This is a genomic window from Psychromonas marina (genome assembly GCF_030161115.1).
GTDB classification, from domain to species: Bacteria; Pseudomonadota; Gammaproteobacteria; order Enterobacterales; family Psychromonadaceae; genus Psychromonas; species Psychromonas marina.
Genome location: NZ_BSPQ01000015.1, coordinates 93224 through 111402, shown reverse-complemented (window position 1 = coordinate 111402; position 18179 = coordinate 93224). Strand labels below are relative to the sequence as shown.

14 protein-coding genes are annotated in these 18179 nt (G+C 40.0%); 13 read left to right on the top strand and 1 reads right to left on the bottom strand.

The window, feature by feature from the left end; genetic code table 11:
- Nucleotides 1–216 precede the first annotated feature (216 nt).
- Nucleotides 217–720, top strand: coding sequence for a DUF1097 domain-containing protein (locus QQK09_RS14575; RefSeq protein ID WP_284204897.1), 504 nt, complete (start codon nt 217–219; stop codon nt 718–720).
- A gap of 267 nt (nt 721–987) precedes the next feature.
- On the opposite strand, the gene QQK09_RS14570 is transcribed toward QQK09_RS14575, so the two are convergent.
- Nucleotides 988–2361, bottom strand: coding sequence for a hypothetical protein (locus QQK09_RS14570; protein ID WP_284204896.1), 1374 nt, complete (start codon nt 2359–2361; stop codon nt 988–990).
- Between the two features lie 649 nt (nt 2362–3010).
- Here QQK09_RS14570 and tal point away from each other — a divergent pair.
- The 12 genes from tal (at nt 3011) to QQK09_RS14510 (ending at nt 18103) form a co-directional block, all read left to right on the top strand.
- Entirely contained in the window at nt 3011–3961 is a 951-nt protein-coding gene (tal, locus tag QQK09_RS14565) for a transaldolase (RefSeq protein ID WP_284204895.1), read from the top strand.
- A gap of 54 nt (nt 3962–4015) precedes the next feature.
- Nucleotides 4016–5260 carry a NupC/NupG family nucleoside CNT transporter gene (locus QQK09_RS14560; RefSeq protein WP_284204894.1) on the top strand — a complete coding sequence of 415 codons (1245 nt, stop codon included), beginning with the start codon at nt 4016–4018 and terminating at the stop codon, nt 5258–5260.
- A gap of 73 nt (nt 5261–5333) precedes the next feature.
- A complete protein-coding gene (gene deoC, locus QQK09_RS14555) occupies nt 5334–6107 on the top strand; it encodes a deoxyribose-phosphate aldolase (protein WP_284204893.1) in 774 nt (257 codons plus the stop codon).
- The gene (locus QQK09_RS14550) at nt 6107–7354 is read left to right on the top strand and encodes a phosphopentomutase (RefSeq protein ID WP_284204892.1); all 1248 of its coding nucleotides are present in this window, start codon (nt 6107–6109) and stop codon (nt 7352–7354) included. The genes deoC and QQK09_RS14550 overlap by 1 nt, the downstream gene beginning before the upstream one ends.
- Nucleotides 7355–7447: 93 nt before the next feature.
- A complete protein-coding gene (gene deoD / locus QQK09_RS14545; protein WP_284204891.1) occupies nt 7448–8158 on the top strand; it encodes a purine-nucleoside phosphorylase in 711 nt (236 codons plus the stop codon).
- 292 nt (nt 8159–8450) lie between these two features.
- Nucleotides 8451–8852: a cytidine deaminase gene (cdd, locus tag QQK09_RS14540; RefSeq protein WP_284204890.1), complete on the top strand. Its 402-nt coding sequence runs from the start codon at nt 8451–8453 to the stop codon at nt 8850–8852.
- A 207-nt stretch (nt 8853–9059) separates the two neighbouring features.
- On the top strand, nt 9060–11057 hold the full coding sequence (gene tkt, locus QQK09_RS14535) for a transketolase (protein WP_284204889.1): 1998 nt from the start codon (nt 9060–9062) through the stop codon (nt 11055–11057).
- Between the two features lie 17 nt (nt 11058–11074).
- On the top strand, nt 11075–11830 hold the full coding sequence (gene udp, locus QQK09_RS14530; RefSeq protein WP_284204888.1) for a uridine phosphorylase: 756 nt from the start codon (nt 11075–11077) through the stop codon (nt 11828–11830).
- 774 nt (nt 11831–12604) lie between these two features.
- Nucleotides 12605–13621 carry a UDP-glucose 4-epimerase GalE gene (gene galE, locus QQK09_RS14525; protein WP_284204887.1) on the top strand — a complete coding sequence of 339 codons (1017 nt, stop codon included), beginning with the start codon at nt 12605–12607 and terminating at the stop codon, nt 13619–13621.
- Between the two features lie 45 nt (nt 13622–13666).
- Nucleotides 13667–14719 (top strand): UDP-glucose--hexose-1-phosphate uridylyltransferase, encoded by a 1053-nt coding sequence (locus QQK09_RS14520; protein ID WP_284204886.1) that lies wholly within the window; start codon nt 13667–13669, stop codon nt 14717–14719.
- Between the two features lie 24 nt (nt 14720–14743).
- Complete coding sequence (gene galK, locus QQK09_RS14515) at nt 14744–15907, top strand: galactokinase (protein ID WP_284204885.1); 1164 nt, start codon at nt 14744–14746, stop codon at nt 15905–15907.
- 705 nt (nt 15908–16612) lie between these two features.
- Nucleotides 16613–18103: an L-fucose/L-arabinose isomerase family protein gene (locus tag QQK09_RS14510; protein ID WP_284204884.1), complete on the top strand. Its 1491-nt coding sequence runs from the start codon at nt 16613–16615 to the stop codon at nt 18101–18103.
- Nucleotides 18104–18179: the final 76 nt, after the last annotated feature.

Genomic DNA, 18179 nt, shown 5'->3' with positions numbered 1-18179 from the left:
AAGCAATATCTTTAATTAAATTCCCCAAAAGTTAATAAAGAGAGCATTCTTGCTCGTTACAATTTTTAGAAACAGGCAATGGTAGCAAACAACACATATTGTAATCATCAACAAGGGAGGGAAAAGAAAGCGCATTGTAGGGATCTAGATCTCATCTAATCGGCTGCGTAATAAATAGACTGCGCAATAAATTAGTTTATCGTAAGAAGGGTATATATGGACAATCGTTGGCAAATTGCATTATCTGCTGGGCTACTTGCTGCACTCTGGTGCGGTATTGCAGATATATTTCACCTGGTGACTTGGGTCGGGTTCTTAGGTTGTAGTAGTTACTTTGCACAACCTAAAAAAGGCTTAAGTGGGGTTGTGGTTAGTTGGTGCACTAACCTTTCTGGTGTTTTTTGGGCATGGTTAGTGATCAGCGCAAGTAGCTATTTTGATACGCAACTGATGGGTTACCTCTTTACCGGTATCGCGACATCGCTAATGTGCCTGCAGGCCAGTTATCATAAGTTATCTTTTATTCCAGGGGCTTTTATCGGTTGCTGCACGACATTTGCGTTGGGGGGAGAGGTGAAAATGTTAGTACCTGCATTAATACTGGGGGCGTTGCTGGGTTATGCAATGACATTGCTGACATCGTTATTGATTGTCATCACACCTTGGTTGAAAAAAAACATGAAAGCGATAAAAACCCTCTCTAGCCCCTCAATCGAGTAGTTTATCCTTTTCATTCTTTGCACAGTAAAGTGGGTTAAGGGCAATCAATTTGATTGTATAAAATTGTTCCTAACTATCCATTTATATCGGTCGGAATATGAAACAGAGTGGATTACTCCTCCTAAACCGATAAGTTGGTTATAGGTGGAGCTTCGATAGCTACAGGCAGTCCAAAAAAGTAAACTCTCCTTTTCTTTATGTTTTGGGGCATTAGTAACTGTAGTAGGGGGCATTGCTTGTTATTTGATTCATAGCGCAAGCTAATCGTTAATCTGCCTGTAAACGTTCTAATGCTTCATCTAATAACTGTTCTGGCTGATAAATCCTATCGCTAATTCCCAATAACATTGCGCTTGTTTTTTCCTTTTGTGGCTCACAATAATTATAGATGACACGATATATTTCAGATAAATTATCAAGCACTTGCATGCTATTACTGTTTTTATTCAACTGCTTATTTAGAAAGCGATAGAAATCCTCAATCGCGTCACATTTTATAGTGTTCAAATTAGGCATCTCATTGCTTTTGCTTGTTATGGGGCAGATTGCGCCTTTTTCCTGACTAAACCAGATATCATTCCACCACCCAAAGCGCTTACCAGTTAAGCTCTCGTTACTGTTTTCAAAGGGTAATAAGAAATAGATATCGGCTTTTTTATTGTTGATATCAGCAAGCGAAGATATCAGTGCCGCGGATCTTAATGTACTTTCATGCTCAATATAGTGATCATATTGTTCAATATTATTGGTAAAATATGTTAATAATTGGAAGTGTAAATAAGCCACTTTATCTGGATAGATCGCGGTGCAGTTTGCGATAGGTTTTAGTTTTCCCATAATAAGTTGTTCAAAATGGTTGCGTTTTAAGTTGCTATGATAACGCGCAAGTAAAATAGCTTCTAAATCATTAGAGGCGATATTGGTTGCTACCGTGCTTTCTGTTTCATTGTAAATGAAATCTTTACCTATCTCTTGGTGAGTTAAGTTATTGGTTTGTAATAAAATATAGCCACTTTCAACTTCCGCTGTAAAAAGGTTATATAAACCACGCTGGTGGTTTAGTGAAATAACCCGTCCTTCACTGTGCATGCCCATGTATTTTCTTGTTATTACGGGTTGTTCCTGTAAACGACTAAAATTAGAAAAAATTAGGGCGAGTTTGTTTAAGTAAAAATAGTATAGCCGCGAAGATAAACCACTCTCTTTAATTGATGATGTTAATGTGTCTTTTGATAATTCACCTTTAGATAAAACAGAGACTAATACCGCTTTTAATGCCTCCCTATTTTTATATTCCGGTAGTGTAAATACTGACGCGCATTGATTACATTTTTTACGTTGCGTACCCGCCGAAGTAAATCCATGACGTTTTGCTTTAGGTGCAAGCGGCATAAAAAAGTAGGGGCGACATTTTTGACAGCCTATTATTTTTTGCCCAAATTGCGCTTCCTGTTTTTCAGCCAGTACTTCTTTAATTAAATGATTATTTATCCATGGCGGATTACTACCACATAGTGTGCATTCAGTAGAGAGGTAACCTAAACGCTCACTTTTTTGAATATAAGTTTCACTATTAGGTATGCCAAAGTTTTTACAACTGACAGTCTTGCAACTATTAAAATCTTTTGTAAATTTAATCATCCAAAGCCAGCTATTGTGTGAATTAATGTTGGGGAATAGTAATCAATAATGGTCAACACTCAATTCGTTTTTTTTTATTTAGTCAAAATTAAGACCTTGGTCATCGATATTGCTCTGACGGATTAATTTGAACTGAACGTCAACACGCTTACTGTGTTTAGTTATTGAAATAAATATGAAATATTTATTTTTCCTCCTTACTTTATATTAATAAAAATAGATGGGAATCTCGCCATAATAAGAAGGTAAACTTTTTTAACGCTATTTTTCAACGCGTGAATAAATTGCCTTTTTCATCTTAATTTAAACTTATGTTGTTGATTTGTATTTGTTTTTATCTGGGTGGTTCAGTGTGTTAAGAAATAATTAACAACAGATTTTGTATGTGTGTAGAGAAAAAAAACAATTACTTTAACTCGCTCGACTCAGCTCACAATTAACTCGCTAATATCTACATAAAATCACTGCATCTAAAAAGCAACGTTTACATGTGGCATCGAAATAGAAGCTAGGCATTGGTTCTGCAATAACTTTTTATGGCATTACTTGCAGGGGTTATCTATCAGCAATCTTTCAGTCGTTTTTTTGATAAAACACGCAAGTTTGATGTCATGTAAACAATAAATAAAAATAAAAAAAGGCGAAATTAATGCAAGTTAAATTAGATCAATTACGAAAAGTAACAACAGTTGTCGCAGACACCGGTGATATCGAAGCGATTAAATTGTATCAGCCACAAGATGCAACAACCAATCCCTCACTGATTTTAAAAGCGGCACAAATTAGCGCTTATGAACCATTGATTGAAGATGCAATCCGCTATGCAAAAACGCAAAGTAGCGACCAAATGCAACAGGTTGATGATAGCTGTGACATGTTAGCGGTGAATATCGGCAAGGAAATTTTAAAGGTGATACCGGGCCGTATTTCTACAGAAGTTGATGCAAAACTTTCCTACGATACACAGGCAAGTTTAATCAAGGCGCGTAAATTAATAAAGCTCTATAACGATGCAGGAATTAGCAATGATTGTATCTTAATCAAGCTAGCGGCTACTTGGCAGGGAATTCGTGCGGCTGAAGTTTTAGAGAAAGAGGGGATTAACTGTAATTTAACACTGTTATTTTCTTTTGCTCAAGCGCAAGCCTGTGCTGAGGCGGGTGTTTATCTTATCTCTCCGTTTGTTGGTCGCATTATGGATTGGCACAAAAAAAATGAAGGTAAAGATTTTACGCCTGAAAATGATCCGGGTGTTAAATCAGTGACTGCCATTTACAACTACTACAAAGTTCATAATTACCCAACCGTTATCATGGGTGCAAGCTTCAGAAACATAGGCGAAATATTACAGTTAGCCGGCTGTGATCGCTTAACCATTAGCCCACAATTATTACAACAATTAAGTGAAACGGAAGGCGAGGTCGTCACACACCTAACCGATACAAATGAACATAAACCAAGACCTGCTGCATTAACAGAGGCTCAATTTTTATGGGCGCACAACCAAGATGCAATGGCGGTAGAAAAATTAGCTGAGGGGATCCGCAATTTCGCGATTGATCAAAATACCTTAGAAGAGATGATTAAAGGTCGTCTTTAATAAAAATTGAACCACAACATTGAAAAATATTACTAACTAAAATGGAGAGTTACAATGCATATCATAATGGGACTAGTGGGAATTATTTCCTTGGTATTAATCGCAGTTATTTTTTCAAATAATCGTAAACAAATTAACTTAAGAACCGTCGGTGGCGCTTTTGCCATTCAAGTTGCAATTGCTGCATTTGTAATTTTAACTCCTTTTGGCTCAACCGTTTTGCAGTCTGTTTCTGCAGGTGTGCAAGTCATTATCGATAGTGCTAATGCAGGTATTAGCTTTGTATTTGGTGGCTTAGTATCAAACAAAATGTTTGAAGTGTTTGGTGGCGGTGGTTTTATTTTCGCCTTTAGAGTATTGCCTGTCATTATCTTCTTTGCCGCTTTTATGGGGGTACTGTATTACCTTGGCATCATGCAGTTTATTATCAAAATCATTGGTGGTGCACTACAAAAGATGTTGGGTACAAGTCGTACAGAGTCTATGTCTGCAGCCGCTAATGTATTTGTTGGCCAAACAGAAGCACCTTTAGTGGTTAAGCCATACATTAAAAATATGAGCCAATCTGAGTTGTTTGCTGTTATGTGTGGTGGTCTTGCTTCAGTCGCTGGTTCGGTATTAGTGGGTTACGCTTCGCTTGGTGTCAGCTTAGATTACCTTATCGCCGCGTCATTTATGGCGGCACCTGGTGGTTTATTAATGGCAAAACTAATACACCCTGAAACAGAACAAGTGAACAACGAGTTAGTTGATGAAAAAGAAGAAGACAAACCCGTTAACGTGATCGATGCAGCGGCAAGTGGCGCGATTTCAGGTCTACATTTAGCGCTTAACGTGGGTGGCATGTTGATTGCGTTCATCGCACTTATTGCGTTAATTAACAGTTTGTTAGGTAGCTTTGGTGGCATATTTGGTTTAGAAGCTTTATCGCTACAACAGATTCTTGGTTACCTGTTTGCACCGGTTGCATTCCTAATCGGTATCCCATGGTCTGAAGCAACACAAGTTGGTAGCTTATTAGGTCAAAAACTAGTGGTTAATGAGTTTGTTGCTTATATCGACTTTATGAATATTAAAGACTCATTAAGTGAACACTCACAAGTTATTGTGACCGTAGCACTATGTGGTTTTGCAAACTTATCTTCACTCGCTATTTTATTAGGTGGTCTAGGTGTGCTTGCTCCTTCTCGTCGTGCAGATATCGCACGTATGGGCCTTAAAGCAGTACTAGCTGGCACACTTTCTAACTTTATGAGTGCTGCATTAGTAGGTGTTTTCTTCGCGATTAGCGTTGCCTAAAACTGAATGAGAGTCACTGCTTATGGCGTGACTCTTTAATGAACAATTTGTGTAAAAGAATAGGATCGAAACAATGCATACATTACAAGATGTAGCTCAAGAAGCTATTTCATTAATGGATTTAACGACATTAAATGATGACGATACGGATAATAAAGTTATTCAGTTATGCAAGGACGCAAAAACTAAAGCCGGTGATACCGCCGCGGTTTGTATCTACCCACGCTTTATTCCTATCGCGCGTAAAACATTAGCATTGCAAAATAGTACAACCATTAAGATTGCCACTGTGACTAACTTCCCACATGGTAATGACGACCTTGATATTGCTTTTGCTGAAACGCGTGCCGCAGTGGCTTATGGCGCGGATGAGGTTGATGTTGTGTTTCCATACCGCGCATTAATCGCGGGTAATAGTGAAGTGGGCGCGCTGATGGTTGCAGGTTGTCGTGCAATTTGTGGTACTAATATTTGTTTAAAGGTCATCATTGAAACGGGTGAATTAAAAACCGAGGCGTTGATTAAACAAGCGAGTGATATTTGCATCGCAGCAGGCGCTGATTTTATTAAAACATCAACAGGAAAAGTCGCGGTTAACGCAACACTTGAAGCGACTAAAGTGATGTTAACCTCCATTAAAAATTCAGGCAGAAATGTTGGTTTTAAAGCCGCTGGTGGCGTAAAAGATGCCGTAACTGCTGGCCAATACTTACAGCTAGCACGCGAGATTATGGGGGATGATTGGGTGAATGCCGGTCACTTCCGTTTTGGCGCGTCCAGTCTACTGGTTAGTTTATTAAATGAACTGAAATTGAGCGATCAAGTCGTTGAACAAGGAGCTTATTAATGAAACGTACCGTTATTTTATTATTGGATTCATTTGGCATTGGTGGTGCAGCAGATGCCCATACTTTTAAAGGCACCAATGTTGATGGCAGTGTCTTTGATGATACGGGTTCAAATACCTTAGGCCATATTGCGAAGGCCTGTTTTGAAGGGCAAGCTGAAGATGGCCGTAGTGGCCCACTTAACATTCCTAATTTAAATAAAATAGGTTTTGGTCAGGCATGTTTTGAAAGCTCGGGTTTATACCCTGCAGGTTTAGATCAAACCGTGTTACCCACGGGGGCTTACGGTTATGCAAAAGAGTTATCTACAGGTAAAGATACATCAAGTGGTCATTGGGAAATTGCCGGTGTCCCTGTCCTGTTTGATTGGGGATATTTCTCTGACAAACAAAATAGCTTCCCGCAATCATTACTTGATGAGTTAGTCGAACGCGCAGGCCTGCCCGGATACCTTGGTAACTGCCATTCCTCAGGTACAGTGATCCTTGAGGTGTTAGGTGAAGAGCACCTTAAAACCGGCAAACCCATCTTTTACACCTCAGCAGATAGTGTTTTTCAGATTGCTTGCCATGAAGAGAGTTTTGGACTTGAGCGTTTGTACGAATTATGTGAATTAGCGAGAGAGTTAGTAAATGAGTACAACATTGGTCGTGTTATCGCACGTCCTTTTCTGGGCACTGAATCTGCTAATTTTACGCGTTCAGTTAATCGTCATGATTACTCGGTGACTCCACCTTCAGCAACGCTGCTTGATAAGATGAAAGCAAGTGGTGGTGAAGTGGTGAGCATTGGTAAAATTGCTGATATTTTTGCAGAGCAAGGGATCACTAAAGCCACCAAAGCATTTGGTGTCGATGGTCTATTTGATGCAAGTTTAGACGAACTTAAACAAGCCAAAGACCAAACCATCATCTTCACAAACTTTGTGAATTTTGATGCGGATTTTGGACATCGACGTAATATTTCAGGTTATGCCTCAGCGTTAGAGTACTTTGATACCCGTCTGCCTGAGATGCTTGAACTACTAGGTGAAGATGATCTATTAGTATTGACCGCTGATCATGGTTGTGACCCAACATGGCCTGGCACCGATCATACTCGCGAGCATATTCCCGCCATTTTTTATGGAGCTAAAGTCAACGCAGGCTCGGTCGGTTTACTGGATACCTTTGCAGGAATTGGACAATCTATTGCAGACTTTCATGGTCTGCCAGCTCTTGATTACGGCACTAGCATATTCAAATAAAGACTCATTAACGTAGGGGAGTTTCCTTACGTTAATTTAACTCATTCTAAAAACCACCTTGTGGTTAACTTTTAAAAAATTGGAGATTATATTATGGCTACACCTCATATTAATGCTGTCGATGGCGCATTTGCAGAAACTGTTTTAATGCCTGGCGATCCACTACGCGCAAAATATATTGCAGAAAATTTTTTAGACGATGCTGTCGAAGTGACAAATGTTCGTAATATGCTCGGTTTTACTGGTACTTACAAAGGTAAGCGCCTTTCAGTAATGGGTAGCGGTATGGGTATTCCTTCTTGCTCTATCTATGCAACAGAGCTGTTTCGTGAATATGGTGTACAAAATATCATACGTGTAGGCAGTTGTGGTGCAGTAAACCGTGATATTAAAATACGAGATGTGATCATCGGTATGGGCGCGTCAACCGACTCAAAAGCTAATCGTATCCGTTTTTCAAACCACGACTTTGCAGCGATTGCGAGTTATGAGTTATTAGAAAAAGCGGTTAATGCATCTAGAAAACTAGGTATCAATGCACGTGTTGGTAATATTTTCTCTGCGGATACCTTCTATACACCTGAGCCTGAAGTCTTTGACACGCTTGAAAAATACAACATTTTAGGTGTGGAGATGGAAGCGGCAGGTTTGTATGGTGTGGCAGCAGAAGAGGGTAAAAATGCACTGTGTATTTTGACTGTTTCTGACCATATTCGTACGGGTGAAAAAACCAGTTCTGATGAGCGTCAGAGCAGCTTTAACGAGATGCTTGTGATCGCACTTGATGCAGCAATTGCTGAATAACGTTTTATAACAACACCTCGAAAGAGGTGTGCATTATTATCTGCATCGGTCTGCAGCGATGCAATCTGTTCACGCATTATTTTGGTCAAAAAAAAGTTTTGAAGCATTTAATTTGCAGGAAAAGACAGTTAAGTACGTTGCTCATTATCATCGCCTGGCACTGTTAACAGATAAAGTATAAACAATTAACGATTCAATAAAGAACATTATTCCAGCTGATAGAAAGCGGCTAGTGAACTTAGGAATCGCAATGATGAATAACCCTAAAAAGAAAGATAAAAAGAGGTTTTAGATGAATTATTTTAACCAGCTACAAACATTGCTTGATGCTTCTTGCGCTCCCTATTCGGGATTTAATGTCGCCTCTATTGTTGTCTTAAAAGATGGACGTAGTTTTAAAGGTGTTAATGTTGAATCTGCTGCTTATTCGCCAACTAATTGCGCAGAACGAAATGCGATTCAAACGGCTGTCACCGAAGGTGCTAAAATTGGCGACTTACAAGAGGTGCATATTTTAGCGCGTAATGCAGCCAAAGAGTTAGTACAAGCTTACCCTTGCGGGCCTTGCAGACAAGTTATTGCAGAACAAGCTTTAAATGATACCGTTATTTATTGTTATGCATCAGAGGATAAGGTGGATAAACATACTATTGCTGAACTGCTTCCTTTTGGTTTTTTAGGTGCTGAACTTTAGTTTTTATTTTATTTTTACGTTGTATTCATTAAGCCGTGTTTGATCTTATCAAGCACGGCTTTTTTATTGCTTATTGCCTCATAACACCACATTTTGTAAGTGCCCCTAATAACTTAATTTTATTAACGCTAGCCTCGATCAATGTCTCATCTTCATTACTGCACAATAAATAAACTACTTATATCAACGTTCATATTAGGAATTAAAATGACCACTAGACAACAGCAAGCTAATGCCATTCGTGCTTTGAGCATGGACGCGATTCAACAGTCAAACTCAGGTCACCCTGGCGCACCAATGGGGATGGCTGATATTGCACAAGTATTATGGTGTGATTTTCTACAACATAATCCTAATAATCCAGAGTGGGCTGATCGTGACCGTTTTATCTTATCAAATGGTCATGGCTCAATGCTTATCTATTCACTATTACACCTAAGTGGTTACCCACTTGCTATTGAAGATATTAAATCCTTTCGTCAACTACACTCAAAAACACCTGGCCATCCTGAATACGGTTATACCGCCGGTATTGAAACAACAACAGGACCGCTTGGTCAGGGCATCGCCAATGCTGTTGGTATGGCGATTGCTGAAAACGCCTTAGCAGCACAGTTTAATAAACCAGATCACCAAATTGTTGACCATTTTACCTATGCATTCCTAGGGGATGGTTGCTTAATGGAGGGGATTTCTCATGAGGCATGCTCATTAGCGGGTACGCTTGGTTTAGGTAAGCTGATCGCCTTTTGGGATAATAATGGCATCTCTATCGATGGTGAAGTTGAAGGCTGGTTTACTGATGATACCCCTGCTCGTTTTGCCTCTTATGGGTGGCAAGTAATTGAAGTTGATGGACATAATCCAGAGCAGATAAAAGCAGCTATTATTAGCGCTCAAGCTGAAACGATGAAACCAACGATGATCTGCTGTAAAACCATCATTGGTTTTGGCTCTCCTAATAAGCAAGGTACACATGACTGTCACGGCGCGCCACTGGGCGCTGATGAAATTATTAAAACACGTTCAGCTCTCGGCTGGCATTATGATAGTTTTGAGATTCCAGAAGATATTTATGCGTCATGGGATGCAACGCAAAAAGGGCAACGAATAGAGCAAAATTGGAATGATAAATTTGCTGCATATACAGATGCTTATCCTGAGCTAGCAGCACAATACAAACGTCGTATTAATGAACAGCTACCTGAAGAATGGGGACAAAAAACAACCCATTATATTGAAAGTTTACAAGCAAATTCTGGCAATATCGCAACACGTAAAGCGTCACAAAACTGTATCGAAGAGTTCGCTAAAATATTACCTGAGTTACTAGGCGGGTCTGCGGATTTAGCACCCTCAAATTTAACCATGTGGTCGGGTACAAAAGCGATCTCTGCTGATGATGCATCGGGTAATTATTTGCATTACGGGGTACGTGAATTTGCAATGGCGGCTATCATTAACGGTATCTCATTGCATAAAGGGTTTGTGCCCTATGGCGCGACATTTTTAATGTTTATGGAATACGCACGTAATGCACTACGTATGTCTGCATTAATGAAAATTCGTGCAATTCAAGTGTTCACTCATGATTCAATCGGACTTGGTGAAGATGGCCCAACGCATCAACCCGTGGAACAGATCGCAAGTTTACGTTTGACACCTAACATGAATAGCTGGAGACCTTGTGACAGCGTCGAGTCTGCTATTGCATGGAAAAGTGCAATTGAACGTTTAGATGGACCAACATCGCTTATTTTTAGTCGTCAAAATTTGCAACCTCAACCCCGTAATAGCGCAACACTCGCTAATGTTAGCAAAGGGGGTTATGTATTATTAGATGCAGCGACAACACCTGAAATTATCTTAATCGCAACGGGTTCTGAGGTGCAATTAGCTGTTGAAGCGCATAGACAGTTAACTGCAGCAGGCAAAGCAGTACGTGTGGTTTCAATGCCATGTACCGACCAGTTTGATAAACAAAGTAACGAATATAAACAGGCGGTATTGCCTGCAAGTATAACTAAGCGTATCGCAATTGAAGCGGGTATTGCTGATTATTGGTACAAATATGTCGGTCTTAATGGCAAAGTGATTGGTATGACGACCTTTGGTGAATCAGCGCCTGCCGAGCAATTATTTGAAATGTTTGGTTTCACTGTCGAAAATATTGTTAATAACGCAAATAACTTATTACAAAAATAACTAAAGAGGATTTTATTATGTCAGAAGTATTTCACTTAGGTTTAACAAAAAAAATGCTAGATGGTGCGACGGTTGCGATTGTACCAGGTGATCCTGAGCGCGTGCAACGCATTGCAGAGTTAATGGAAAACGCAACATTTCTTGCGAGTCACCGCGAATACACCAGCTACCTTGCTTATATCGATGGCAAAGCCGTGGTTGTTTGCTCAACGGGTATCGGCGGTCCCTCTACTTCAATTGCTGTTGAAGAGCTGGCACAACTGGGCGTGCGTACTTTCCTACGTATTGGCACAACGGGTGCTATTCAACAACATATTAACCCAGGGGATGTGATTGTCACGCAAGCTGCCGTTCGCTTAGATGGCGCAAGCCTTCATTTTGCGCCCATGGAATTTCCTGCAGTTGCAAACTTTGAAGCAACCACAGCGATGGTAGCCGCTTGTCGTGATGCGGGTGTTGAACCACATATTGGTATCACTGCATCTTCTGATACTTTTTATCCTGGGCAAGAACGTTACGACACGGTTTCAGCGCGTGTAACGCGTCGTTTTAAAGGATCAATGCAAGAGTGGCAAGATTTAGGGGTATTAAACTACGAGATGGAATCTTCAACGTTGTTTACTATGTGTGCATCTCAGGGGTGGCGTGCCGCTTGTGTTGCGGGTGTGATTGTAAACCGCACTCAGCAAGAGATTCCTGATGAAGCAACGATGAAAAAAACCGAAGTCAATGCTATTGCAATTGTGGTTGCGGCGGCGAAAAAGTTGCTTTAAATCACTGATATTTTAGGAGTACTGTTTAGTGCTCCTATTAAAAGAGCAATGCACTTAACTAAGCGATTCAGAATCGCTTAGTTATTCGGTCTTTTATGGGAAATTCTATACCCTCTAGTCTTTTATTATGAGGCGATAATATCGTTTTTTACTTGTTAAATTAGTGGGGAAATAGCATTTTATTCCGAACATCCTACTCTCCACCACTGCGTGGCCAGCTAAAGGTGTTCAAAATCGTTTCATATGATTTTATGAAATGAGAGCAACTATTAAAGAATTAAAGCCTTTAATTTAATTCTTCGATAGAGGATTAACGAAGACAATCTATCGAAAGCCTACAACTCACGCCTTATGAATAATAATTTTTCATGCGCAATCTCTGATCAGCAATTAAACCCCATAAAAATCTTTATTAATACTATCTAACGCAGATCATATTTTTTATTTGAAAATCTCGTGGGATCAGTTTTTTATAAAACGGCAACGTTGGTCAATACAAACCTAGCTATTACAAGCAATTATTTATTAAGAAAGCTCACCGAGCTTATACTCTTACATATAAGTATCTGATCTATCTTGCTGGTCAAATAACTGATAGTTAGGTTGTTATTTTAATTTGCTCAATAAAAGTGAACATCAGCATTTGAACCATTTAGGGTTTTAGAATAAAATAAAAATGTAAACGTTTACATTTTGGTTTTTTGTGTCTATTATTTATTCATTAACAACGAGTATGTTGTGAAAAATATTTAAAAATGGATTGGAGAGAGTGTAATGAAAGTATTAGTGACAGGTGGTTGCGGGTACATAGGAAGCCATACTTGCGTGCAGCTTATGCAAGCAGGTATTACGCCTATTATTATCGATAATTTACACAATAGTAGTGAGCTAGTATTACAACGAATAGCAAAATTTAATGCAGGTACACCTACCTTTTATGAAGGCGATGTACGTGACCGTAAATTGCTACAACAAATTTTTAGCGAACACATTATTACTGCTGTTATTCATTTTGCAGGCTTAAAAGCGGTAGGGGAGTCTGTCCAGCAACCACTTAATTACTTTGAAAATAATGTACATGGTTCATTAGTGCTCGCGGATGAGATGGATAAAGCAGGTGTTAAAAGTTTGCTCTTTAGCTCATCCGCAACGGTATATGGCGATCCTGATGTGGTGCCGATTACTGAGTCAACACCAACGGGTGGCGTCACCAATCCCTATGGCCGTAGTAAATTTATGGTGGAAGAATGCCTAAAAGATTTATACGCATCCGATCCAAGCTGGAGCATTACATTACTGCGTTATTTCAACCCGGTTGGAGCACACCCTTCTGGTTATATGGGCGAAGACCCACAAGGCATTCCGAATAACTTAATGCCGTTTATTGCACAGGTTGCCGTTGGTCGCCGTGAATCATTAGCTGTATTTGGTAATGATTATGAGACCAAAGATGGTACTGGTGTCCGTGATTATGTACACGTCATGGATTTAGCTGATGGCCATATTGCGGCACTTAACGCTGTCGGTGATAAAGCAGGATTACATATTTTCAATTTAGGTACCGGTGAGGGCAGTAGTGTATTAGAAATGGTTGATGCCTTCTCAGCTGCGTGCGGGAAACCGATCAAGTATGACATTCAACCACGTCGCAGTGGTGATATCGCACAGTGTTGGGCGGATACTGAAAAAGCGCGTCAGCAATTAAATTGGGTAGCGACGAGATCGCTGAAAGAGATGGCTGAAGATACCTGGCGTTGGCAGTCTAATAATCCTAATGGTTACAGTGAATAGTCACTCGCCATTACACCATTTATTCAACTTATTTAAGGTATATTTATGTCTGTAAAATTTAACGCATTGGATCATCCCCACCGTCGCTTTAATCCGCTTACTGGTCAATGGGTATTAGTTTCTCCACATCGTGCTAAACGACCTTGGCAAGGACAAGATGAGCAACCGGAACCCGCGAGTGACAAAAGCTACGATTGTGATTGTTTTTTATGTGCAAAAAACACCCGTATCTCTGGGGATAAAAACCCTGATTATAAAGGTACTTATGTTTTCCAAAATGACTTTGCTGCACTCACAACGGATACGCCAGATGCAGAGCCATCAGGTAATCCATTGTTTCGCTTAGAGAGTGCGCGTGGTTTGAGCCGTGTGATCTGTTTTTCACCTGATCATAGCAAAACCTTACCAGAGCTTCCGGAAAAAAGTATTCGCCAAGTTATCGATACATGGGATGAGCAAATTACTGAATTAGGTAAAGACTATGTATGGGTTCAAGCCTTTGAAAATAAAGGTTCAGTGATGGGCTGTTCGCAACCACATCCACATGGTCAAGTATGGGCAAATGATTTTTTGCCCAATGAAATTGAGCGTAAAGAGAAGTTATTAAAAGCCTACTACGAAGAAAATAAAAGCAACTTGCTGGTGGATTATGTTAACAGTGAACTCGAAGATGGTTCTCGCACGGTTGTTGAAACAGAGCATTGGTTAGCCGTTGTTCCTTACTGGGCTGCTTGGCCATTTGAAACCATTCTTTTACCTAAAACACATGTTGCGCGTATGAGTGATTTATCGGCTGAGATGCGTGATGACCTAGCGATTGCGATTAAAAAATTAACCAGCCGTTACGACAATCTATTCAAGTGTTCATTCCCTTATTCAATGGGCTGGCATTACGCGCCTTTCTTTAAAGAGCCACAGTGTGAAGATGAATATTGGCAGCTACATGCGCTGTTTTACCCACCACTTTTACGCTCTGCGAGTGTGCGTAAGTTTATGGTTGGTTATGAGATGCTGGCTGAAAGCCAACGAGATTTAACCCCTGAGCAAGCAGCAGAAAAACTTCGTGCAGTGAGTGATGTTCACTACCGCGCCGTTTAACCCATTTTTATAGAGAGAAAAACCATGACAGCGAATAAAGTAGACTTAAAAAGTATTGTAACAAATACCTTTGAAACACAACTTGGTTATACTCCGCAGCAGATCATTCAGGCGCCAGGGCGTGTTAACTTGATTGGCGAACATACCGATTATAATGATGGCTTTGTTTTACCTTGTGCGATCAACTATCAAGCAATGGTCGCGGCATCACCACGAGAAGATAATATCGTCCGTTTAGTTTCAGTAGATTACAACAATGAGCAAGATGAATTTGATTTAACCAAAGAGATAAAGTTTGTTGAACAGAAAATGTGGGCAAACTATATCCGTGGTGTCGTGAAGTGCTTGCTCGATGCTGGCTTTGAATTTTCTGGCGCAGATATTGTGGTGAGTGGCAACGTACCACAAGGCGCAGGGCTAAGTTCATCAGCAGCATTAGAGGTTGTTATTGGGCAAACATTCAAAGAACTCTATCAGCTTGAAATTACCCAAAAGCAGATCGCATTAAACGGTCAAAAGGCTGAAAACGAATTTGTAGGCTGTCAATGTGGCATCATGGATCAATTGATTTCAGCCTGTGGCGAAGAAAATCACGCACTCTTATTAGATTGTCGTAGCCTTGATACAACGCCAATTTCAATGCCAGAAGAGATGGTGGTGATGATCATTAACTCTAACAAAAAACGTGGCTTAGTGGATAGTGAATACAATACACGCCGCGTGCAATGTGAAACGGCTTCAACGGCTTTTTCAGTGGCAGCGTTACGAGATTTAACCCTTGAACAGCTTGAGCAAGGGGCAGATAAAATTGATCCTGTTACGTTCAAACGAGCGCGTCACGTAATCACTGAAAACGATCGTACATTAAAAGCGGCGACGGCATTACAAAATAGTGACCTTAAGTCGATGGCTAAATTAATGGAAGCGTCACATGCCTCGATGCGTGATGATTTTGAAATTACCGTTTTTGAAGTAGATGCGCTTGTTGATATTGTTAAAGCAGAGCTCGGTGATGAAGGCGGCGTACGTATGACTGGCGGTGGTTTTGGCGGCTGTATTGTGGCACTGATGCTACCTGAAAAAGTTGAAGCCGTTAAGCAAGCGATTGAAACTAAGTATCAAAAACAAACAGGTTTAAAAGAGAGTATTTACGTTTGCCAAGCTAAGCAAGGCGCAGGTACTGTTTAAGTGGGAGATAGTTTAAGTGATTAATATTGCTTGAACATTTCGAAAAAGAGAAATGCCAATTGCATTAAGTATGTGATCTAAATTTTGCGCAGGAAAAACAGCTTAATTCAAGGCGGAAGTTGACGTAAAGGGTTGTTCCCTTTGCGAAACTTACAACGCAGAAGTCAGTTGTTTTAACCAGTAAAATAGATCAGCTATTTACTGTCATTGGTATCAGTTAGCAGAAATCTCATTGTGACACCTTGTGGTGAGGTTTCTGTTTTTAATTGTGACGACTGACCACGGTAATACTGATGTATTAGGTGAAACCATTGATCAAGTTTCTTATGCGCTTCATATTTTAAAATGAGTACGTTTTTTAATGCTAAATAGATAGCTGAGCATAAATTAAGCGAAAGGTTTATAGCGATTGTTCTCTATTGATACCTCGGATGTGTTCCCCCAAACTCTAGTTAATAATAACTCTCATTAGTGTTTGTTGTTGCTACTTGTTGTGGTGGATTTGTTGCTTTTATGTTGCGTTATTGTTGCTGTGACTGGTGTTTTTTCTTCATATTTTAAGCACTCAATGAGCGCTTTTGTGATCGATTCTGTTAAAACAAAAAAACACAAACGGGTTGTTATTTTTCACAATATTTTTTTCTATTTCAAATCGACATAGTGGCTTCAGATTAATTCACTAACACAAAATTTTGGAGCAACATTATGATCAATATCCCTCAAGTTAAACTTGGTATCGTGGCTGTTAGCCGTGACTGTTTTCCTATTAGCCTTTCTGAGCAACGTCGCAAAGCAGTTGTTGCATCATGTGCAGAAAAAGAAATTAGTATTATTGAGTTAAATACGATTATCGAAAATGAAGTCGATATGTTGAAAGCGTTAGCTGAAGCAAAAGAAGCGGGTGTTAACTCTTTAGTTATTTACCTTGGTAACTTTGGTCCTGAAGGCCCATTAACTCAAATGGCACAACGTTTTGATGGTCCGGTTATGTTTGTTTCTGCAGCAGAAGAATCAACAGCATGTCTTATGGATGCTCGCGGTGACGCATACTGTGGTATGTTGAATGCTTCATACAGTGCCGGCTTACGTAATATCCGCCCACATATTCCTGAGTACCCAGTAGGCACACCTTCAGAAGTAGCAACAATGATTGGTGAATTTGTACCGGTTGTTCGCACTATCTTGGGTCTTAAAGGGCTTAAAATCTTCAGTTTCGGTCCTCGTCCGCAAGATTTTGTCGCTTGTAATGCACCTATCAAAGCATTGTTTGACCTCGGTGTTGAGATAATGGAAAACAGTGAACTTGACCTTTACGACATATATCTTGAAGCTGAAGGTCATAAAGATATTCCTGCAATTATCGCATCCATGGAAGCAGAACTTGGTGATAACAACCCATATCCTGATCTACTGCCTAAGTTAGCACAATATGAAGCCGCATTACTTGATTTCCATAAAGCGAATCTTGGTGCTTCAACGTTTGGTGTATTTGCTAATAAGTGTTGGCCTTCATTTGAAAAATTCTTCGGCTTTGTTCCATGTTTTGTCAATGCGCGTTTAGCTGAACGTGGTATTCCGGTTGCTTGTGAAGTTGATATTTACGGCGCACTTTCTGAGTACATGATCACCTGTGCAACGAACTTGCCTGCAACGTTATTGGATATCAATAACTCTGTACCAACAGACATGGTTGAAGCAAATAAAGAGATCATGGGTGATTACACTGCAAAAGACCTGTTCATGGGCTTCCATTGTGGTAACACAGCATCTAGCTGTATGAAAAATTCACAACTACGTTTCCAAAAAATCATGCATAGCTTGATGGAACCTGGTAAAGAACCTGATATCACACGTGGTACGCTTGAAGGTCAAATCAAGCCAGGTGAAGTTACACTGTTCCGTCTGCAATCAACTGCTGATACTAAGCTTCGTGCATATGTTGCACAGGGTGATATCTTGGATATCGACCCACAATCATTTGGTTCAATCGCTGTATTTGCTATTCCAGAAATGCAACGTTTCTACCGCCACGTATTGATTCAAAAGCGTTACCCACATCATGCTGGTATTGCCTTTGCTAACGTAGGTAAAACAATGTACCAAGTATTGAACCTGCTGGGTGTGACTGATATTGATTATAATCAACCAGCATTAGAGCGCTACCCGAATGAGATCCCTTGTACTTTCTTAAACTAAGTCAACAAGCTCAACATAGATAATCTAAAAAGTGCATGCTGCTGGGCACATGCACTTTTTTTATACCTTTAAAATT